The organism is Mammaliicoccus lentus (assembly GCF_947036595.1).
GTDB classification, from domain to species: domain Bacteria; phylum Bacillota; class Bacilli; order Staphylococcales; family Staphylococcaceae; genus Mammaliicoccus; species Mammaliicoccus lentus.
On sequence record NZ_OX344834.1, the window covers coordinates 2,598,065 to 2,617,594 of the forward strand.

Below are 19,530 nucleotides of genomic sequence, written 5' to 3' on the forward strand. Positions count from 1 at the left end.
ATTAAAATTATAGTATTGAAGGAATGGTTTTATGAATTTATCGGAAATAAACATTGAACTATTTAGAATGTTTAATGATTTAGGGAAAGAAGTTATGTTTTTAAATCCAATCATGATCTTTTTTGCTAAGTATATGAAATACTTTTTACTTTTCGGGATTATCATGTATTGGTTTACTAGAAAACGGGAAAATAGGATTATGATTATTAGCAGTATGTTTGCTTTTGTGGTCGCGGAAGTATTTGGAGCTATAGCGGGAGCGATTCATTCCAACAATCAGCCATTTGCTGAGTTAAGCAATGTTAATCAACTTATTGGTCACGCGATTGACAACTCATTTCCGAGTGACCATGCAATAGAATTTTTCTCGATATGTATTACCTTTTTACTTTTCAAAAAGAATTTAAGATACGTATGGTTAGCAATAGCTATTCTAGTGAGTATTTCACGCGTCTGGGTAGGCGTTCATTATCCTGCAGATATATTAGTCGGAGCAATATTAGGTATAATAGGCGCTGCACTCTGTTATTGGATTATCCCTCAACTAAATGTCATTAAAAAACTATTAGACATCTATGAACAAGGCGAAGATTACGTCCTCTCCAAAGTCTCCAAGTAATTAAATTCTATATGAAAGTAACCATTGTTTCATTTTTCTATAAAGTGGTATTGATATGTATAGATATTATGAAAGGATGAATTGTATATGCCTTGGACAATGGACGATTATCCGCAAAGTTGGAAGAACTTCGAAAAATTAAAACGAAAAAAAGCAATTGATATCGGTAACGCTATGCTTAAAGATGGTTATAAAGAAGAAGATACAATCCCTATCGCAACTGAACAAGCGGAATCATGGTATAAAGATGCATCTAAAAAAGAACTCGATGAACTCAAAGACAAAAAAATTACTAAGCACGAAGAAGACGAGTCATCAAACCCTGAATTAAATGATCGAGATGTCCACGTTTATTATGAAGATGATAAATGGAAGATTAAAACAGACGGCGCTAAGCAAGCCAGTGACTCCTTTGATAAAAAAGAAGATGCACTGAAACGAGCAAGAAACATCACATCTAACCGTGGAACACAGATTATAGAACATAAAAAGAATGAAAATTAAACACAAAAAGAGGCTGGGATATAAACACTTGTCTCAGCCTCTTTTATTATAATGGCAGTAGCTGACTGGTATGAATATGCCCTTATAATAAGCTTTTTTCACACCTAGTCATCTATTGCCAATAATTACTCATATAGTTTTAAATCATCCCAAATTGCAAAATAATTAGAATTAGGATTATTTAATACTGAACATTTTGTGTTAATAATATACGTCGATTGAGTATCATTTGTATATTTCGGCCATTTTAAAGGTAATCCTCCATTAGGGTTACCACTAATTGCAAAGTTAACAAATGAACCATGTAATACATTTCTAACTTTTTTTAAACCTCTGTTCTTAACAGTATTAAGAATACGATTTTTATTACTAATTTGCGTATTTAAAGCTGGACTTACATCTGCGCCGTGATGTGCACCTAGACCAATCATTTTTTTAGAAGATTTGAATAATCAAAACGATACGCATAAACATCATTATATTTACTTTGAGCTATAGCACATTTAATTGTGTTCGCCCAAAACAAGCGATCCCTTCCTATTTCAAACATAGCTTTTTTCTCAGATTGATTCCCATACAATTCTTTAAAATATGGATATTTATCTAATCGATTATTCCTAGATAACATCGTACTTACTTCGCTCCAACTTTTAGGGATTGCGTGCATAGAATAAAAAAGTGTCCCCTCATCACGACATGTACCAAACATACATTTAACATCTTTATTTATACCTTCATTCAAAGCATCCCATGGTTTTTTAGGTATTAAATCATCTATGACTGGACCTGTCACAAAAATACCTGGATTTACAGAGCAACTTTCTTCAAACACAGCTTTGGATGGATTAATCATATTTTCAACTGGCATTTCCTTTAATTTATAAATATCTTGCGAATCTAATCCTAATTTATCAAAGAATATTTCATTATTTAAATCATGCGTTTTTTGAGTTGTAATATTACCAGATAGTCCGCTCATTGCTATAGCTTTCTGAAAAGTTCCTTTAGCTTTAGGTGCTGCTAGTAATGAATAAACAGCCGTACCTCCGGCAGACTCACCTGCAATAGTTATATTATTAGAATCTCCACCAAAGTTTTCAATGTTGTTTTTAATCCACTGCATCGCCAATATCATATCCGACACCGCACAGTTTGAATCAAAACTACTATCTAATTTCGAAAAATTGTAAAATCCTAGAGGGCCAAGACGATAGTTAAATGAAACACCAATAACACCTTGTTCAGCAAAACTTTCTAATGAATAAGCTGGTGAAGATGCTTCTCCAATATGATTACCTCCACCATAAATCCATACAAAAACTGGCGCTTTTTTAGTACTTTTAGGCGCCCATATATTTAAATTTAAACAATCTTCACTTGAACGAATATTTTCATTGGCTAGACCCATCTTTTTCAAAATTTTTTCATCAGTAAATTGATATGGACGGTTACCCATCTTTGTACACTCTTTAGTTCCTTGCCAAGGTTCAGGGGGTTGAGCTCTTTTAAATCTCAATTCGTGAATCGGTGGTTTAGCGAAAGGAATACCATACCATTTATTTATATTATTTTCTTGAAATCCTTGTACCTTGCCATATTTAGTATTAATTAAAAGATTATTATTCAAACATATCACTTCCGAATCATGTAATAACATTCCTAATCTACCTATTATTATAGGATTACCCACTTTTTAATAGTCACCATTAAGTCGCTCTTTTTTTTATATTCATTCAATTTTTGGAACCTTTAAAACAATCATCACTCAATTATTTAAGTGAAAAAATAAAAGATATATAACAAGCATCCAAATAACAATGCGACACTAACAAAATAAATAATCATCTTCTTTTTTTCAGAAAGATTTTTCTCTTCTTTAGATAACATCGAGTACACATCGCTATCTTTTCCCATAAGAATCGCTAAGGAATATAGAAGCATCAAGAAGGTCAAAATAATTAATATTATAAATGCTATAAACATATTTGATCTCCTTTCTTCATATATGAGACCTGTTATAGTTTCAATATAGCCAATATAAAGGTGCCAATTTATGATATATTTTAAACTTTATCAACGATCACTTTTCCGTTTTCATCTAACAATGGCGTAATTGAGTTTCCTGCGTTAGCAAACTGTAAATAATTCACGCCTGTTTCACTGTCAACTAACACAATTACTTTACCTAACGTACCTAAATTTTCATTAGATTTTATGTAAAATCTTTTATCCTTTTTGGGATTATTTGTTTTACCAAACATATTTTCCACTCCTTATCATATATCATGTTACAATACTTGTTATTATAATCAAATCAGAAGGTGATAATATGGAAATCATTCAAAATTTCGATGAATTCAACACTATCATTCATTCGAATGATTTTGTATTAATTTATGTATCAAGTGAAAACTGCTCTGTATGTAAAGCAGACCACCCTATCGTTCAAGATATAGTAAATGAATATAATATACCCGCTTATGAAATTGTGGCAAATGACGTACCAGAAGCAGTAGGACAATTGAATTTGTTCACGTCTCCTGTTGTTATGCTTTTTTATAACGAAAAAGAAGTTCATAGACAAGCACGTATTTTAGACTTCAATGAACTACGTTATCGCATAGAACAAGTAGTAGGATAAAATATTATATCTTCGTTTTATATTTATAAAAAGTTAGAATACTTGTGAATAAAATAAGCCCTATTAATAGAATTAGCCACACGACATCAAATTCCCCTGTTGTGAATTTTGTATATAAATTGTATATCACTAGCACAATTAAAAAATATGCTGTTGTCCATTTTGAAGCGATATAAAAATGCTGTTTCTCCATTTCGTCTTGCTTTTTCAATTCGATTCCTCCTAAAGTTATTTATGAAAACAATTCATCTACTGTTACATTAAATTCTTTAGCCAATTTGAATGCCAAAGCTAATGTAGGATCGTATTTATCGTTTTCTATCGCATTTATTGTTTGTCTTGTTACTTTTACATTTTTACTTAATGTATCCTGTGAAATCCCTAATTTTTTACGATATTCCCTAATTCTATTTTTCATTATTTTCCCGCTTTCAATTGTACTTTTTATTTACCATTATTACATTTATACAATAGTTAACAAGTAATACAACTAAAAATACTATTTCAAGATTTTCTGTAAATACATTATTAGCATCACCTTTAAGCCCTGATATTTTTAAGGCAATGTAGGACATAATGATAAGAAACATGAATCCAAATGTTCTTGATAATACTTCTAATCTCATTCTTAGTGCTCGTTCGTCTAATCTTTTTTCTCTACTAAATTCTTTAGTATCAATCGTAATAAATTTAAAATAAAATTGCCACATCACAAATGTGATAATAATAAAAGCTATCCACTTCAGTACAATCATAAATTACTACTCCTCAATGTCAAAAGTATTTTACATTTTTATGCTAACATTTCAGAGATATATGTCAAATACTTTTGACATTTATAATTTAAAAAAGCCTATCTCAAATTGAGATAGGCTTTTGCTATATGAGAGGTTTTACTAATTATCCTAATACTTCTTTTGCTTTGTCATCTTTGACAATTAGAAATACTTTACCTTCGTCCATTTTTTCTTCGTTTTCTTCCGCTTGTTCTTTTGATAATCCAAGCTCTTGTAATTTAGCTCTTAATTCGTCACCTTGCTTGTCGAATTTTTGACCTAAGTCTTTGTTATTGTAGTCAATACCAGAATAATCTGTGTGTTCTACAATACGTGCCGTACGATCATCATCGTGTGATAATACAAAAACATTTGACGGATCAATATTCACATCTTTTAGTTTGTTAATGTCGTTCTGTAACGCTTCGTCATTATTATAAGTTTTTACTACTGTCATGAATAAAGCCTCCATTTCTATATTATATTATTAGTATTCCCACTGAAGAATTCTTCAAACATCATTTTGGCATATATTTCCTATTTCGTGGTTCGATAATTTTATTTATCGACCTGTATTTTGCATTTGCGGTTCGATAATTTATTTTATCGACCTGTATTTCGCATTTGCGGTTCGATAATTCCTTTTTATCGACCTGTATTTCGCGTTTGCGGTTCGATAATTCCTTTTTATCGAACCGTAAATTCATCTCCAAGGCTTTTATTAGTAATCACACCTATATAAGGGTATAATTATACAAAAGTTTTATTTTCACATCTGTGCTTTTATTTTGCTCTGCTTTGTCATACATGGCAAAGTTGATGTGACAAAGTTACATTTAGTATTCATTGTATATAGACTCGCTTCTCCGTAAGATAAAGGTACAAATACTTTTACGTAAAGGAAGGTGTGTTTTACATGGCAGAACAAACTGAAAAGAAAAAGGGTATAGGTCCGAAAGTCCAAGCCTTTGGTTCATTTTTAAGTAGTATGATTATGCCTAATATTGGTGCTTTTATTGCTTGGGGGCTTATAACTGCACTATTTATTGAAGATGGTTGGTTACCTAACGAAGAACTTGCAACTATGGTAGATCCAATGATCAAATATTTAATACCATTACTTATAGCATTTAGTGGTGGTCGTTTAGTACACGGTTTACGTGGTGGTGTCGTTGGTGCCACTGCTACAATGGGAGTTATTGCTGCATTCCCAGACACACCAATGTTAATTGGTGCAATGATTATGGGACCGCTTCTTGGTTGGTTAATGAAGAAAGTTGATGATTTCTTAGTACCAAGAACACCTCAAGGCTTTGAAATGTTATTTAACAACTTCTCAGCTGGTATTCTAGCCTTCTTAATGGCAATTGTCGGTTTCAAAGGATTAGCGCCATTAGTTGAAGGTTTAATGAAATTACTTGGTATGGGCGTTGATTTCTTAGTATCTCATCACTTACTACCTTTAGTAAGTATCATCATCGAACCTGCCAAGACAGTATTCTTAAATAATGCGATTAACCATGGTGTGTTAACACCGTTAGCTTCTGAACAAGTTTCAGCAGCTGGTAAATCTATTTTGTATACTTTAGAATCTAACCCTGGTCCAGGTTTTGGTATATTACTTGCTTACATGGTATTCGGTAAAGGAACAGCTAAAGCAACTTCATATGGTGCTGGTATTATCCACTTCTTAGGTGGTATTCACGAAATTTACTTCCCATACGTATTAATGCGTCCTTTATTATTAGTAGCTGCTGTACTTGGTGGTATGACAGGTGTTGCAACATTTAGTATGTTCGGCTTTGGTACGACAGGACCTGCCTCTCCAGGTTCTATAATTGCATACTTCGCAATCACACCTAAAGGCAGTTATTTAGTCATGTTACTAGGCATATTTCTTGCTACACTCGTTTCATTTATCGTCGCATCGATTATCTTGAAATTCACTAAAGACCCTGAAGGCGACTTAGAATCTGCAACTGCAGATATGGAAGCTCGCAAAGGGAAAAAATCTTCAGTAAGCAGTGCTTTAACAGCTGATAATACAGGAACAGAAGCTGAATCAACTTCTGAAAATGAAGAAGAAAAAGATGAATCTGAAGAATTATTAGATAAATACGATACTGAAAACATAGATGCTCACGATTTCTCTAACGTTCAAAAAGTGATATTCGCTTGTGATGCTGGTATGGGCTCAAGTGCAATGGGTGCAGGTATGTTAAGAAATAAATTCAAAAAAGCTGACCTATCAGATATTGAAGTTACAAATACTGCAATCAACCAATTACCTGACAACGCAGATGTTGTTATTACTCAAAAAACGTTAACAGATAGAGCGATTAAGAAAAATCCTAAAGCAATTCATATTTCAGTAGATAATTTCTTGAATTCTCCAAGATATGAAGAACTTATCAATGAATTAAAAAAATAATTTTAAACAAAGGAGTGAAGGTTAATGATGATAAGTAATCGGGAAAAAAGTGTTCTCAAGTTACTATCTGAACGCCTTCACTCTTTTTTAACGATTCATGACATTGCCCAAACTCTAGGTATTTCTTCAAGAACTGTTCATAGAGAAATGAAAAGAGTAGAAAAGACTTTAGAAAATTATCATTTATCTTTATCTAGAGTGCCTAAATTAGGTTTACGCATTGAGGGCGACCCCGATAATATAGATCAATTTATGCAAGCACTAAATGAGCAAGATACAATCGATTTGTCAGATGAAGAAAGAAAAGTAATTATTCTATACAATTTAATACAGTCTAAAGATCCAGTTAAACTTTATAGTTTGGCTAATGAAATTGGCGCATCCACACGAACTTTAAATAAAATTTTAGAACAGTTAGTACCTGAATTAACACTTTTTGATTTATCTATAGAAAGAAAACGTGGCGAAGGTTTATTGTTAATTGGTGAAGAAGTTAACAAGCGACAACTCTTAGCTCGTATCATGTTAGAAAAATTAGATAGTGATAGTGTATATTCTGTTGTTGAAGACCACTTCGTCTATCACTCTTTAAACGAAACGCATTTACAAGGCATCGTAGATATAGATAGATTGTTTAACGTTGAGAGACTCCTAATGGACGAACTCGGTGTTCTACCCTATACGTTAACGGAAGCTAGTTATTTAACATTAACTATCCATATCGTTTTATCTATAGAACGCATTAAACAAGATGGTCATGTTGAAATTGAAAACGATATTTTAAACGAATTGATTTCAACTGAAGAGTTCAAAGTTTCAACTCGCTTAACTAATGTATTAAGTGACATTTACGATGTGACTTTTAACAGTTCAGAAATTGCTTTTATTACGATGCATTTAAGAGGCGCAAGAAGACGTCATGAAACAACTTATGAGAATAGCGAGATTCACGAACAACGTGTAACTAGATTAATTGATTTTGTAAAATCACGCGGTTTCTCTTTTAAAGATGAAACGTCTTTATTCAATGGTTTAAATTTACATTTAGAACCAGCTATTAATAGACTTGAAGCAAACATTGAAACCTACAATCCGCTTACCGAAATGATCGAAACTTATGATAAAGAACTTTTTGAAGCTGTTTCGTCAGGTTTAAAGATTGTACTCAGTGATTATCATTTTCCTAAAAGTGAAATTGCTTATATTGCATTACACTTTGGTGGCATGCTCAATGAAAAACAAAGTCCTTCACTTCATGTGTTAGTCGTCTGTAGTAGTGGTATAGGTACAAGTAGAATCTTATCTAATCGATTGAAACAACATTTTTCTGAAATAGCAGAGACAACAGAAGTTTCAGTAAGTGATTTAAAATCTATTGATTACTCTAAATATGACGGTATGATTTCAACAGTTTCTTTAGATACGAAATATCCACATATTACAGTTAATCCATTATTACCTGAACAAGATGCCGAAAGTGTTAAATACTTCCTAGATTTACAACAAAATATACATTACGCATTAAAAGATGAAGTAGGTGAAAAGTCTCAGCTATCACATAAAGATTATGATCAAACAGTCAACTTTATAGAAGATAGTTTAACTTTGATTCAAAACATGATTTTCGAACAAAGAAAAGTAACCAATCTTACTCGATATCTAGTACAAACACTGACAAAACATCACGTCCTTGAAAATAGTAATGATTTTATTGAAAAGTTCGAACAAAGAACAGCGTTGCAAGGATTTGCACTTACAGGCTATCCAGTAGCAATACCTCACCTATCAGACGAATCAATAAAGAAACCTCAGCTCATTATTACAGAATTAATAAAACCATTAAGCTTAAAGACGATAGAAAATAAAGAGCAAGAGGTTAATTGGTTAGTTTCAATGTTTATACCCGCTAATTCAGAACAAGGACAACTAATGAGCGAAGTATCATCTTTAATTACAGAACATTTAGATGACATTAATCATCTATTAAACGATCGTGTATTAATAGAAAATACACTTAAATCATTTTTCTTAAATAAACTAAAACAAAAATTAACGAAAACGGAGTGACTTATCATGACACAATTATTTAATCCAGAAAACATTATTATGAACTTATCAGTAAATTCACAAGAAGAAGCAATCGAAAAAGCAGGACAAGTATTAGTAGAAGATGGAGCAGTAACAGAGAAATACATCACTGCTATGAAAGAACGTGAACAAATTGTAACAACTTATATGGGTAATTTCTTAGCTATTCCACATGGCACAGACGAAGCTAAAAACGAAGTATTAAAATCAGGGTTAGTTTTACTACACATCCCAGAAGGCGTTGATTGGGACGGTAACGAAGCTAAAGTTATTGTAGGCATTGCTGGTAAAGATGGCGAACATTTAGACATCCTTTCACAAATCGCAATTACATTTAGTGAAGAAGAAAACGTTGAAAAAGTTATAAATGCTCAAACAAAAGAAGAAATTCTTGCAGTCTTTGAGGAGGTTGAGCTTTAATGAAAGCCATTCATTTTGGAGCCGGTAATATCGGCCGTGGTTTCATTGGCAAAGTTTTAAGTGATAATGGTTACGAAGTTACTTTCGTAGACGTAAACGCGGATGTTATCAATCAAATTAACGAAGAACAAGCTTATAACGTCATTATAGCTAATGAAGAAAATACTAAAGAACCTGTTTCAGGCGTCAAAGGTATTAATAGCATTTCAAATACAGAAGATTTAAAAGCAGCAATCCTTGAAGCAGATGTTATTACAACAGCTGTAGGTGTAAATATTTTACCTATCATTGCTAAATCTTTTGCAAACTTTTTAACAGAACGCGAACCTGGTAAAAAACTTAATATCGTTGCTTGTGAGAATGCAATCATGGCTACAGATCAGTTGAAAGAAGCAATATTAAATATCACTGGTCCACTATCAGACGATATTTCATTCCCAAATTCAGCAGTCGACCGTATTGTTCCTCAAGGTCAAAAAGAAGGTTCATTAGACGTATTAGTAGAACCATTCTTTGAATGGGTTGTCGAAGCGTCAAAATGGCAAGGAACACAATTAGAAGATGTACATTACGTTGACGATTTAACGCCATATATCGAAAGAAAATTAATGACAGTAAACACTGGTCATGCTTACTTAGCGTATTATGGACAATACAAAGGTTACAATACAATTCTTGAAGCCATTCAAGATAAAGAAATTAAAGCCGGTTTACATGAAGTACTTAACGAAACAAGTGAGTACCTCATATCAACATTTGATGAATTCACTAAAGAAGATCAAGCTTATTATGTTGAAAAAATAATTGGTCGCTTTAATAACCCTTACCTATCAGATGATGTTACAAGAGTTGGTAGAGGTGTACTACGTAAAGTTGGACCAAATGATCGAATCGTTAAACCTTTAATCGAATTAGCAAAAAGAAATAAAAAGCATTCTGAACTTGTTAAAGCTGTTTGTTATTTACTAGAATACAAAGATGTAAATGACAAAGAAACTGTCGAAAAAGACACTTATATCAAAGAACATAGTGTGGCAGAATTCTTACAAAAATATGCAGAGTTAGATGCTGAAACAATTGAAGAAGTCATCATACAATACACAGAAATTGAAAAGTAGTTTTTGAAAAGCCGTATAAATATACGGCTTTTTCTTTTCATTCTATAAATAATACAATTAATATCTCATCATTTCGTTATGTTTTATTTATTTTATTAGAAGAATTAATATTTTTTGCACACTTAAATTTCTTAACATTATATTATGTGTGACTTTCGTTTGTGACATTTATATTATTTGTATTAATATTTAATTAAATCCTACTCTTATTAGTTTACATATAGCTATATTTGAGCTAAAATAAGAAAATAATTGATTAACTAAAATCATAGTTTTGAAATACAAAAAGCTTTTTATTGAATGATACAAGGGGTTGTATTACTTTGTGTTTCTTCAAAATTTAAAAAACCATTATCTAGGGGGATTCAAAATGGCAATTTCTAAAATAGAAAATTGTTCGGATTTATTATCGCTTGTAACGTATGTGGACAAATTAAAGTCAATCATTAAAAAAGATTTTTCACTAAGCTTCGAAGAGTTTGCTGTACTTACTTACATTAATGACACGGATGAAGAAGAATATCATTTAAAGAAAATCATTAATAAACTCAACTATAAACAACCGCAAATTGTTAAAGCTGTAAAAAACTTATCACAACAAGACTATTTCACTAAGAGAAGAAATGAATATGACGAACGTACTGTATTAATTTTAGTTAATAAAAAACAACGCAAATCTATAGCTGACGTCATCGCAAAAATCGATAAAGAAATAGCTAATACTGATATAAATGATTAATTTTGCATCAAGCATTAAATATTCTTGATACAAATAAAAAGGTACACCAAAATTATTTGGTGTACCTTTTTATTGTATAAATTTATTAAGACATGATACTTATGATATTGATTGTTTCATAGAAGTGCATTGTTTTAAAAATTTAGTAACTACTTTTTTAAATTTTTCACTTTCTTCGATAAAAGGTGCATGTCCTGAATTTTCAAAGAGTTCTGTATGTGCATTTTTAATATGATTTGTTTCATCTTCATCTAAGAATGGATCATGTTTCCCTTTTATTATAAGTGTTGGGACTTTAATATCATCTGACTCAATATTAATACCATTAATTGTTCGCACTGATATAGCATCTTGTTCTTCTGTCATTCGATAATATTTTTTCACTTCTTGGTACCATTTGAACGTTGTATCAGTGTTATAAAAAATTTCATTAAACAAAATTAACATTGCTTCTTCTTTACTAAAGCCGGCAACTTTATCTCTATGTTTTGCAATTAATTTAATGAGAGGCTGTTTTCCTTTATTAGAAATAGATGATATTAAGATAAGTTTCTTAACACGTTTGGGTTGTTGTATCGTCAATTCTTGAGCAATTACACCACCCATATCGTGACCTACAATATATGCTGATTCAATGCCTTCAGCATCCATTAAATCAATGATATCATTGATATGTTCTTGTATTGAAATTTCTGTTGGTTTATCTGATTTTCCATGTCCTCTGGAATCAATTGAATATATTTTAAAATCGTTTTTTAACTGTTCGACTGTAGAATGAAATGCTGCTAAATTCATACTCAATGCATGCAACATAATTAATGGAGTCCCGTTTCCATTTTTCTCAAAAGCGATTTGAGTACCATCCCTTGTTATTAGTTTACCCATAAGTAATCCTCCCAACTTTACAGTAATAATATACCCGATTAACACAATTTCACACTTTTATATATTTAATTTAATAAAATGAAAATGAATCAGGCTGAGACATAAAATAAATGTCTCAGCCTGATTTTAATATTATTTAGTTAAACGTATCTTCTTGTCGAATATCTCATTACGAAGAATAAAATAATCATCAATATAATTGCCCAACTAGCAATAGTCACGCTCATAATTATCGTTTCATTAGTTGTCACAGATGAGATTGTTTTTTGTAAAACAATAAATCCCATTGCAGCAACTTCTAATTTACGTAGGAAAATCGCGAGAATTAACAACATAAGGCCTATTACGAATATCGCTTGGAAAATGACTAACGGCAAAACATAAATGCCTAAGTTCAAATTAAAGATTTTTAATACACAAAGGATAAGGCCTATACCAAAAACAGTAATATTGGTAATCATCAATTTTCTATTGGGATACAAATAACTGTTCCGTTTTATTGTTAAATATACACCTAGTGATGTTGTTAATATAAAAATTACATATAATACATATAATCCTGTCACAGCACTAAATAAAACCAATTTCTTATCAAGTAAATATGCAAATAATAAGAAATTTAATGTATAAAAAAGAATAGGGTTATAGCTAACAATTGCTAAATTTCGTTGTATAATTTGAAGAATTTCAGCGTGTGATTTATGTCTGTATTCAGCATAATCAACTTCTTTTTCATCTGATTTTTTCATATCTTTCTTTAATGAATGCTGAACTTTGTCTATTCGCTCAGGCAATACACCTACATGTTGTAAATAATCATTCACATTTTCAAGTAATACTGTATTGTTAGGACGCATTAACACACCACCTTATTCTCATATTGTATAAATTAATCCCCCATTATGCAATATGTATATTACAATAATGGGGGATTCGTTTAAGCTATTGAGCTATCAAGCTATTTAATATTGGCCTAAATCAATACGATACACTTTATAATCTTTACTGTCTGGTGTAGCTTTCGATAGTTGGAAATGCGCTTTATCATTATTCACGTAAGCATAACCGCCAGTATATTTATTATCTTGTACACGTTTAGTAGTATCTTCACCTAAAAGGTCTACTAACTGATTTAAATCTACATTAGTCTGTTGATCATAAATCATTGTAATACGTTTAACTGATTCATTCTGACCTTTGCCTGTTCCTGTAATAATCATATGACCATTTTTTGTGTCAAATTCATAATAGTTTTCTTTTTCATTACTGTCATCAGAGTATGAGTACATTAAATTAGGATACTTGTTTTTAATTTTTGAAACTTTATCTCCAATTTTAATATTCTCAATGGCTTGAGTACCCTCTTTATATGATTCTATATTCTTCTCATTTATATCTAAGTGGGTATCATTTGCTGCTTGTGCCTCAGTAAACGGTGAAAATGGTAAAACCATAAGTAACATCGCAATAGTTAAGAGACATTTTTTCATATGAGGTTCTCCTCCATTTATCTGTCTTTTTGATTATGCATCCAACCTGCGATTATTATAACATAGTCATTACAATTTGACTACTTTTATTACAATCATGTAACAAAACGATTAATTTTGAGGAATTCCACTTAAAAATTCATTCATTTCACTAATAAATTTCTCTTTTTCTTCAACAAATGGTAGTTCTCCAGACTGCTCAAATAATACAAATTCACTATTTGGTAGCAGTTCGCTTATTTTTTGACCTTCACTATATAAGATTTTTCCATCATACTTTCCTGAAATGACAAGTGTTTTCACTTTAATTTCATGTAATAAAGCAAGAATATCAAAATCTTTGAATGAACGTTTTATTGTGATTTCTTCTTCCATTGTTTGTAATGCATGAGATGGTATATGCGATTTTACAAACTTTTTAGCTTTTTTAATGTTTTTATATCTAAATTTCATTAAATATTTTTCTTTTTCTTCATCATTCATTGTTCTTATTTCATCTGCATGTCTATCGTAAATACGGTTTTCCGGGAAAGTTTTATGATTATCTGTAGGATTAATCAATATTAAACCTTCTACTAAATTTGGACTTTTATAAGCAAGCCCTAGTGCTACAGTTGAACCTAGTTCTAAACCAATAACAAAAGCTCGATTAATAAATAATCCATTTAGTAATTGCTGGATATCTGAAACGTAATCATCAACTCTACTATCAAATGGTGCATCGCTTAAACCATGCCCTCTCATATCTATAGATATCACTTGATACTGTTTACTCAAATTTTTGATAAGAGGTGCAAATACTTCCATATCTTGAAAAACACCGTGCAACAAGATTATCGGGAAACCTTTTCCTTTTGTTTCATAATGTATTGCTACATTCTCTTTAGTTAAGAATAAATTCATGATTATTCACCTCTTTGAATTTGTTTACATATCTCTATTAAATCACTTAAATTTTCAATTGTATAATCTAATTCATTTTCTTCAGGTGTTCCTAATACCGAATTAGCAACCCAAGCATTTTTCATCCCCATCGCATAAGCGGGAGCAATATCATTGATTGGACAATCACCAACATATAATACTTGTTCTGGCTTAACACCTAAATGTTTCATATTATCTTCGAAAATAATAGGATCGGGTTTCATCGCACCTACATCTTCTGAAATTGAAATATAGTCGATGTATGGGTCTATACCAATAGCGTTGATTACATGTGTAACTTTCTCGCTTTCACCATTTGCAATAACACCTAGTTTATATCCCATACTTTCCAATTTATCTAAAGTAAACAATGTATCGTAAAACGGAAAGTGGTATCTATAATAATGCATTTTATAGTCATTATAAAACATCTTCCAAGTAATTTTTTCAATGTTTAATCTCTTAACGAGTTCTTGATAAACCCATTCTATATCCTCTAAACCGTAGGGATTTAACGTTAAATATACCTTTTCAAAATCACGTTTTTGGACTGTAACCATCAATTCATGAAATCTTTCAAATTGTTCTTCCAAAAATTTTAATCGTGACTTTTCACGATCTACAAGCGTATCTTCTAAATCAAAGATAATTGCTTGAATGTCACATGAATCCATGTCATCATCCCTTTCATAGAAATATTTTAAACTATTCTATTCAGAAAGCAACAACAATTTTATAGCTAAAAACACCAATTTGTTAGATAAACTACTAACAAATTGGTGTTTACTATATGAAATATTACAACATTAAAGGTTGCCTTTTTCTTTTTTGCGTTGTTCCGTTATCATTAGATACATCATAACGGGTATAGCGATAATTGACAATACAATACCTACTGGAATTTGTATCGGACTTATAATGACACGGCCTATGGTATCTGCTATTAATAACAACGATCCACCTATTAAAATATTAAGTATCATTTTAATGAACATAGGCACTCTATATACTCTCCTTACTACTTGGGGTACAATCATACCTATAAAGCCAATAATGCCTGTGAAACTTATTATAACGGCCGTCATAACTGCAGCTATTAATAAGCAGAACCATGATATAAATCTAACATTAACACCAAGCGTAATAACTTTATCTTCACCTAGTTGTATAAGCTTGATTACATGGCTCATACCTAATAATAAGACAATACATATAATAGTTACGACTCCAGTTATTTCGACGGTTATTCTCTCAGCTGAAGCAACACTTCCAAACATATATGAAACCATGTTATTAACTTTGTCTGGCTTTATTAATAGTAGTATATATAATGCTGCACTAAAAAATGCGCCAATAAATATACCCGATAAAATCATCGTAGCTACATGAAAAGTTTTTACCATTGTTTCCGTAACTAATACGATGATTATTAACGTTAACATGCTAAAAAATATTGAAAACAACGGCACAAACCAAATGGATACACCAAGAAATACTGCAAGTGCACTTCCAAATGTTGCCCCACTAGCAAGACCTAATGTAAAACTATCTGCTAATGGGTTATTTAATATTGTTTGATAAATATGACCACTCATTACTAGTCCCATACCAGCAATTAAAGCCAGTAATGTTCTCGGAACTCTTAATTTATAAAAAATCGTCCATTCTAGTTGATTATCAAATTTCCATGTTATACCTGTAGAACCTATAAACAAAGACACTGCAACAGATAACAACAGAACGAGAAACCAAATCAAAATATACTTAAAATGACTAGATTGATTAGTCGTATATTTTGTCTGCAAGCTCTTCTAATCCTTCAGCTAGTCTTGGACCTGGTCTTGATATTTTATCTGCGTTTAATGCGTAAACGCTGTCGTTTTTAACTGCATTTACTTGATCAAACCCGTCTCTATTGTTATTCAATTTTTTATATTCTTCTTCGCTTTGCCCGCTCGTTGTTATCATAACGTCTGGATTGCGTTTCAAAATACTTTCTTTATCTGTTTTAATCCAGCCTTCTTCATCATGAAATACATTTTTAGCTTTAATTGAAGTTAACATATCATCATAAAATGTGTTTTTACCTGATGTATAAATATCTGGTTGTGATGAAATTTCCATAAATACTTGTTTGCCTTGTTTATCTTCAGGTATATCTTTTTTCACCTTTTCGATATCGTTTTTCACTTTATCTACAAGCTTATTAGCTTCTTTTTCTTTACCTGTAACTTTACCGACTTGTTTAAATGTTTGGTACATTTCATTGATGGAATTAGCATCATCTATGTATACGACTTTAACGCCAGCATCAGTTAATTTTTTCAAATCTTTTTCTTGTGTAGATTTATTAGATTCATGTGCCAATATTAAATCTGGTTTAGCTTTCATTAATGCTTCTGTATCTAATTTAAATGCATCAAATTGTTTTTTATCTTTCACATCTTTAGGATAATCATCCACTGTAGAAACCCCTACAACTTTATCACCAAGACCCAGTTCATATAATATTTCTGTATTACTTGGAATTAATGAAATAATTCGTTTGTATTCTACTTTCTCCTTTGATTCTTGTTTGGCTTCATTTTTTTCATTGTCTGTATTACTTTGACAGCCTGAAAGTACAATTATTGCTGCAAATAATAAATACACAACTCTAAATAATTTCATTTTATCTCTCTCCTATCTTTACTTAAAAAATGATACACAAAAAGGCGCAACTCAAATAAGCTTGAGCTGCACCTCAATTAAAACAATATATTAAATTACATTGATTCTGGGGCAGAAACACCAATTAGTTTTAAAGCGTTACGTAAAGTAATACGTGCTGCTTCGATTAAAGCTAAATGTGCTTTTGTCTTTTCTATATCATCTGTTAATACTTTTTCAGCGTTATAGAATTTATGGAATTGTGCAGCTAAATCTTGAATATAATTCGTCATACGATGTGGACTACGTGATTCTGCAGCTGATACAATCGTTGGTTCAAATTCAGCAATTTTCTTCAATAATTCAAAAGCTTTATCATGCGTAATTAAAGATAAATCAACATCTTTATCTAGCTTAATGCCTTTTTCTTCTGCTTGGCGAATAATAGATGATATTCTCGCATGAGCATATTGTGCATAATAAACTGGATTATCTTGAGATTCTTTCTTCGCAAGTTCCATATCAAAATCGAAATGAGTATCAGGACTACGCATAGTTAAGAAATAACGCGCTGCATCAACGCCAACTTCATCCATAATATCTCGTAAAGTAATAGCATTACCCGTACGTTTACTCATTTTAACTTCTACACCATCTTGTAATAATCTTACCATTTGCATAATTTGGATTTCAAGACGGTTTGAGTCAACGCCAAATGTTTCTAAAGATGCTTTAAGACGGTTTATATAACCGTGATGATCAGCACCGAATAAATTGATTAATTTATCAAATTTACGTTCTACTTTATCATAATGATATGCGATATCTGGTAAGAAGTAAGTGTACGTACCGTCTTGTTTAACAAGTACACGATCTTTATCGTCACCAAATTCAGTAGTTCTTAACCATGTTGCGCCGTCTTTCTCAAATGTATAACCAAGTTCAGTCATTTTATCAAGTACAGCTGTAATTTCATTTGCTTCATATAAAGATGTTTCACTAAACCAACTATCAAAATGTATATTAAAATCATTTAAATCATTTTTTAATTTAGCCATTTCATAATCTAAACCAAGTTTACGGAAAGTCTTAATTCTTTCTTCCTCTGGTTGGTCTTTAATTTCTGGATGTTTCTCAGCTAAATCTTTCCCTATTGAGATGATATCTTTGCCGTAATAACCATCTTCGGGTAATTCAGTGTCGACACCCATTGCTTGATCGTAACGTGCTTCTATAGAATGTGCTAAGTTTTCAATTTGTTTACCTGCATCATTTATATAGTATTCTCTAGTTACATCATAGCCTGCTGCACTTAAAATATTAGATAGCGTATCACCAACTGCAGCATTACGAGCATGACCGATGTGTAAATCACCAGTTGGATTTGCAGATACATATTCTACTATAATACTTTCGTTCTTAGATTCATCCGCTTGACCAAAAGTTTCTCCTTTATTTAAAGCTGTTTCAATTACAGTTGTTAAATATTGTTGATCTAAGTAAAAATTAATAAATCCAGGCCCAGCGATATCTACTTTTTTTACATTTGCTTTTGTAGTATCTAAATTTTCTACAATTTGTGTAGCAATTTCACGTGGATTTTTACGCGCTATTTTTGTTAATACCATTGCAATGTTTGTTGAATAATCTCCGTTTGTTGAATCTTTAGGTGTTTCAATTTTAATCTCGGGTACTTCATCTACAAGTTGAGCTTTTAATATACTCGCTTTAATTTCTTCTATTAATGTTTCTTTGACTTGATCAATTATATTCATACATTTATCTCCTTGTAATTTATTTGAAATTGATATGTTCCGAGTAAGCCTGATGGATCACTTAATTGATAGTGTATTTTTAATTCACCTTTTTCTTCATCTATAAAGTGTTTGATTGACAATGTTTTGACGTTCAAAGTCATACGACCCGCTTCAGTTTCATAATAGCTAACCGTATCCTTACCTTCTACAAAATGAAAAGTTGTATTAACTGTACCCGTACGGTGAATTTTAACGCCAGTTTTGTCTATTTTAAGCATGTTCTTAACAACTTGGTCATCTATTGTTTCTTCATACCTAATAATATCACTATTCCTTTTGTGATATGTACCTGTAGTATTAGTTTGAAATGTTGATTTATCGCCATTTTGTTTAACTACTTGTCTGACATTAACGCTGATATTTTCTTTCATCATATCTCACCTCACCGTTTTAGAACCGTTATAATTATAGCATATATGACAAATAAAA

General features: G+C 31.3%; 24 protein-coding genes. 8 read left to right on the plus strand and 16 right to left on the minus strand.

The window, feature by feature from the left end; translation table 11 throughout:
• The first annotated feature begins 31 nt into the window (after window positions 1-31).
• Window positions 32-619: an undecaprenyl-diphosphatase gene (locus tag ACNMOQ_RS12875; RefSeq protein WP_064211247.1), complete on the plus strand. Its 588-nt coding sequence runs from the start codon at window positions 32-34 to the stop codon at window positions 617-619.
• A gap of 87 nt (window positions 620-706) precedes the next feature.
• Window positions 707-1,123, plus strand: coding sequence for a DUF2188 domain-containing protein (locus ACNMOQ_RS12880; protein WP_064204212.1), 417 nt, complete (start codon window positions 707-709; stop codon window positions 1,121-1,123).
• 125 nt (window positions 1,124-1,248) lie between these two features.
• On the opposite strand, the gene ACNMOQ_RS12885 is transcribed toward ACNMOQ_RS12880, so the two are convergent.
• From ACNMOQ_RS12885 to ACNMOQ_RS12895, 3 genes are all read right to left on the minus strand, one after another.
• A complete protein-coding gene (locus ACNMOQ_RS12885; RefSeq protein WP_416349977.1) occupies window positions 1,249-1,554 on the minus strand; it encodes a carboxylesterase family protein in 306 nt (101 codons plus the stop codon).
• On the minus strand, window positions 1,551-2,813 hold the full coding sequence (locus ACNMOQ_RS12890; protein WP_416349978.1) for a carboxylesterase/lipase family protein: 1,263 nt from the start codon (window positions 2,811-2,813) through the stop codon (window positions 1,551-1,553). The genes ACNMOQ_RS12885 and ACNMOQ_RS12890 overlap by 4 nt, the downstream gene beginning before the upstream one ends.
• A 373-nt stretch (window positions 2,814-3,186) precedes the next feature.
• Window positions 3,187-3,384 carry a DUF6440 family protein gene (locus tag ACNMOQ_RS12895; protein ID WP_064204214.1) on the minus strand — a complete coding sequence of 66 codons (198 nt, stop codon included), beginning with the start codon at window positions 3,382-3,384 and terminating at the stop codon, window positions 3,187-3,189.
• 68 nt (window positions 3,385-3,452) lie between these two features.
• Here ACNMOQ_RS12895 and ACNMOQ_RS12900 point away from each other — a divergent pair, with 68 nt between their 5' ends.
• Window positions 3,453-3,764 (plus strand): thioredoxin family protein, encoded by a 312-nt coding sequence (locus ACNMOQ_RS12900; RefSeq protein ID WP_016999490.1) that lies wholly within the window; start codon window positions 3,453-3,455, stop codon window positions 3,762-3,764.
• A 4-nt stretch (window positions 3,765-3,768) separates the two neighbouring features.
• Here ACNMOQ_RS12900 and ACNMOQ_RS12905 read toward each other — a convergent pair whose 3' ends face one another.
• From ACNMOQ_RS12905 to ACNMOQ_RS12920, 4 genes are all read right to left on the minus strand, one after another.
• Complete coding sequence (locus ACNMOQ_RS12905; RefSeq protein WP_016999488.1) at window positions 3,769-3,975, minus strand: hypothetical protein; 207 nt, start codon at window positions 3,973-3,975, stop codon at window positions 3,769-3,771.
• Between the two features lie 21 nt (window positions 3,976-3,996).
• The gene (locus tag ACNMOQ_RS12910; protein WP_016999487.1) at window positions 3,997-4,182 is read right to left on the minus strand and encodes a helix-turn-helix transcriptional regulator; all 186 of its coding nucleotides are present in this window, start codon (window positions 4,180-4,182) and stop codon (window positions 3,997-3,999) included.
• A gap of 13 nt (window positions 4,183-4,195) precedes the next feature.
• Window positions 4,196-4,519 (minus strand): hypothetical protein, encoded by a 324-nt coding sequence (locus ACNMOQ_RS12915; protein ID WP_016999486.1) that lies wholly within the window; start codon window positions 4,517-4,519, stop codon window positions 4,196-4,198.
• 145 nt (window positions 4,520-4,664) lie between these two features.
• Window positions 4,665-4,997: a YflT domain-containing protein gene (locus ACNMOQ_RS12920; protein ID WP_016999485.1), complete on the minus strand. Its 333-nt coding sequence runs from the start codon at window positions 4,995-4,997 to the stop codon at window positions 4,665-4,667.
• A gap of 459 nt (window positions 4,998-5,456) precedes the next feature.
• Here ACNMOQ_RS12920 and ACNMOQ_RS12925 point away from each other — a divergent pair, with 459 nt between their 5' ends.
• The 5 genes from ACNMOQ_RS12925 to sarA all read left to right on the plus strand — a co-directional run bounded on the left by ACNMOQ_RS12925 (window position 5,457) and on the right by sarA (window position 11,336).
• Window positions 5,457-6,971: a PTS mannitol transporter subunit IICB gene (locus ACNMOQ_RS12925; RefSeq protein WP_416349979.1), complete on the plus strand. Its 1,515-nt coding sequence runs from the start codon at window positions 5,457-5,459 to the stop codon at window positions 6,969-6,971.
• Window positions 6,972-6,995: 24 nt separating this feature from the next.
• A complete protein-coding gene (locus ACNMOQ_RS12930; protein ID WP_416349980.1) occupies window positions 6,996-9,038 on the plus strand; it encodes a BglG family transcription antiterminator in 2,043 nt (680 codons plus the stop codon).
• Window positions 9,039-9,044: 6 nt separating this feature from the next.
• A complete protein-coding gene (locus ACNMOQ_RS12935; RefSeq protein WP_016999476.1) occupies window positions 9,045-9,479 on the plus strand; it encodes a PTS sugar transporter subunit IIA in 435 nt (144 codons plus the stop codon).
• Complete coding sequence (locus tag ACNMOQ_RS12940) at window positions 9,479-10,597, plus strand: mannitol-1-phosphate 5-dehydrogenase (RefSeq protein ID WP_064211512.1); 1,119 nt, start codon at window positions 9,479-9,481, stop codon at window positions 10,595-10,597. Before ACNMOQ_RS12935 ends, ACNMOQ_RS12940 begins: the two co-directional genes overlap by 1 nt.
• 370 nt (window positions 10,598-10,967) lie before the next feature.
• Window positions 10,968-11,336 carry a global transcriptional regulator SarA gene (sarA, locus tag ACNMOQ_RS12945; protein WP_016999474.1) on the plus strand — a complete coding sequence of 123 codons (369 nt, stop codon included), beginning with the start codon at window positions 10,968-10,970 and terminating at the stop codon, window positions 11,334-11,336.
• A 99-nt stretch (window positions 11,337-11,435) separates the two neighbouring features.
• On the opposite strand, the gene ACNMOQ_RS12950 is transcribed toward sarA, so the two are convergent.
• The 9 genes from ACNMOQ_RS12950 to ACNMOQ_RS12990 all read right to left on the minus strand — a co-directional run bounded on the left by ACNMOQ_RS12950 (window position 11,436) and on the right by ACNMOQ_RS12990 (window position 19,472).
• Window positions 11,436-12,221 carry an alpha/beta fold hydrolase gene (locus tag ACNMOQ_RS12950; RefSeq protein WP_064204218.1) on the minus strand — a complete coding sequence of 262 codons (786 nt, stop codon included), beginning with the start codon at window positions 12,219-12,221 and terminating at the stop codon, window positions 11,436-11,438.
• A gap of 140 nt (window positions 12,222-12,361) precedes the next feature.
• Entirely contained in the window at window positions 12,362-13,078 is a 717-nt protein-coding gene (locus tag ACNMOQ_RS12955; RefSeq protein WP_016999472.1) for an MFS transporter, read from the minus strand.
• A gap of 105 nt (window positions 13,079-13,183) precedes the next feature.
• Window positions 13,184-13,711: an SA0570 family protein gene (locus ACNMOQ_RS12960; RefSeq protein WP_016999471.1), complete on the minus strand. Its 528-nt coding sequence runs from the start codon at window positions 13,709-13,711 to the stop codon at window positions 13,184-13,186.
• Window positions 13,712-13,822: 111 nt separating this feature from the next.
• Window positions 13,823-14,614, minus strand: a complete 792-nt coding sequence (locus ACNMOQ_RS12965) for an alpha/beta fold hydrolase (protein ID WP_239705322.1) — start codon at window positions 14,612-14,614, stop codon at window positions 13,823-13,825.
• Between the two features lie 2 nt (window positions 14,615-14,616).
• Window positions 14,617-15,309, minus strand: a complete 693-nt coding sequence (locus ACNMOQ_RS12970; protein ID WP_416349981.1) for an HAD family hydrolase — start codon at window positions 15,307-15,309, stop codon at window positions 14,617-14,619.
• A gap of 132 nt (window positions 15,310-15,441) precedes the next feature.
• Window positions 15,442-16,440 (minus strand): FecCD family ABC transporter permease, encoded by a 999-nt coding sequence (locus ACNMOQ_RS12975; RefSeq protein ID WP_016999468.1) that lies wholly within the window; start codon window positions 16,438-16,440, stop codon window positions 15,442-15,444.
• Window positions 16,418-17,305, minus strand: coding sequence for an ABC transporter substrate-binding protein (locus ACNMOQ_RS12980; RefSeq protein WP_070044972.1), 888 nt, complete (start codon window positions 17,303-17,305; stop codon window positions 16,418-16,420). The genes ACNMOQ_RS12975 and ACNMOQ_RS12980 overlap by 23 nt, the downstream gene beginning before the upstream one ends.
• A gap of 95 nt (window positions 17,306-17,400) precedes the next feature.
• Window positions 17,401-19,059, minus strand: a complete 1,659-nt coding sequence (argS, locus tag ACNMOQ_RS12985) for an arginine--tRNA ligase (RefSeq protein WP_135021724.1) — start codon at window positions 19,057-19,059, stop codon at window positions 17,401-17,403.
• On the minus strand, window positions 19,056-19,472 hold the full coding sequence (locus tag ACNMOQ_RS12990; protein ID WP_135021751.1) for a YwiB family protein: 417 nt from the start codon (window positions 19,470-19,472) through the stop codon (window positions 19,056-19,058). Before ACNMOQ_RS12990 ends, argS begins: the two co-directional genes overlap by 4 nt.
• Between the last annotated feature and the right edge of the window lie 58 nt (window positions 19,473-19,530).

Bases quoted from the DNA above. Each gene is read 5' to 3' on its own strand.
- ACNMOQ_RS12875 (WP_064211247.1), top strand. From the start codon at position 32: ATGAATTTATCGGAAATAAACATTGAACTATTTAGAATGTTTAATGAT.
- ACNMOQ_RS12880 (WP_064204212.1), top strand. From the start codon at position 707: ATGCCTTGGACAATGGACGATTATCCGCAAAGTTGGAAGAACTTCGAA.
- ACNMOQ_RS12885 (WP_416349977.1), bottom strand. From the start codon at position 1,554: ATGATTGGTCTAGGTGCACATCACGGCGCAGATGTAAGTCCAGCTTTA.
- ACNMOQ_RS12895 (WP_064204214.1), bottom strand. From the start codon at position 3,384: ATGTTTGGTAAAACAAATAATCCCAAAAAGGATAAAAGATTTTACATA.
- ACNMOQ_RS12900 (WP_016999490.1), top strand. From the start codon at position 3,453: ATGGAAATCATTCAAAATTTCGATGAATTCAACACTATCATTCATTCG.
- ACNMOQ_RS12910 (WP_016999487.1), bottom strand. From the start codon at position 4,182: ATGAAAAATAGAATTAGGGAATATCGTAAAAAATTAGGGATTTCACAG.
- ACNMOQ_RS12915 (WP_016999486.1), bottom strand. From the start codon at position 4,519: ATGATTGTACTGAAGTGGATAGCTTTTATTATTATCACATTTGTGATG.
- ACNMOQ_RS12920 (WP_016999485.1), bottom strand. From the start codon at position 4,997: ATGACAGTAGTAAAAACTTATAATAATGACGAAGCGTTACAGAACGAC.
- ACNMOQ_RS12925 (WP_416349979.1), top strand. From the start codon at position 5,457: ATGGCAGAACAAACTGAAAAGAAAAAGGGTATAGGTCCGAAAGTCCAA.
- ACNMOQ_RS12930 (WP_416349980.1), top strand. From the start codon at position 6,996: ATGATGATAAGTAATCGGGAAAAAAGTGTTCTCAAGTTACTATCTGAA.
- ACNMOQ_RS12935 (WP_016999476.1), top strand. From the start codon at position 9,045: ATGACACAATTATTTAATCCAGAAAACATTATTATGAACTTATCAGTA.
- ACNMOQ_RS12940 (WP_064211512.1), top strand. From the start codon at position 9,479: ATGAAAGCCATTCATTTTGGAGCCGGTAATATCGGCCGTGGTTTCATT.
- sarA (WP_016999474.1), top strand. From the start codon at position 10,968: ATGGCAATTTCTAAAATAGAAAATTGTTCGGATTTATTATCGCTTGTA.
- ACNMOQ_RS12950 (WP_064204218.1), bottom strand. From the start codon at position 12,221: ATGGGTAAACTAATAACAAGGGATGGTACTCAAATCGCTTTTGAGAAA.
- ACNMOQ_RS12955 (WP_016999472.1), bottom strand. From the start codon at position 13,078: ATGCGTCCTAACAATACAGTATTACTTGAAAATGTGAATGATTATTTA.
- ACNMOQ_RS12960 (WP_016999471.1), bottom strand. From the start codon at position 13,711: ATGAAAAAATGTCTCTTAACTATTGCGATGTTACTTATGGTTTTACCA.
- ACNMOQ_RS12965 (WP_239705322.1), bottom strand. From the start codon at position 14,614: ATGAATTTATTCTTAACTAAAGAGAATGTAGCAATACATTATGAAACA.
- ACNMOQ_RS12970 (WP_416349981.1), bottom strand. From the start codon at position 15,309: ATGGATTCATGTGACATTCAAGCAATTATCTTTGATTTAGAAGATACG.
- ACNMOQ_RS12980 (WP_070044972.1), bottom strand. From the start codon at position 17,305: ATGAAATTATTTAGAGTTGTGTATTTATTATTTGCAGCAATAATTGTA.
- argS (WP_135021724.1), bottom strand. From the start codon at position 19,059: ATGAATATAATTGATCAAGTCAAAGAAACATTAATAGAAGAAATTAAA.
- ACNMOQ_RS12990 (WP_135021751.1), bottom strand. From the start codon at position 19,472: ATGAAAGAAAATATCAGCGTTAATGTCAGACAAGTAGTTAAACAAAAT.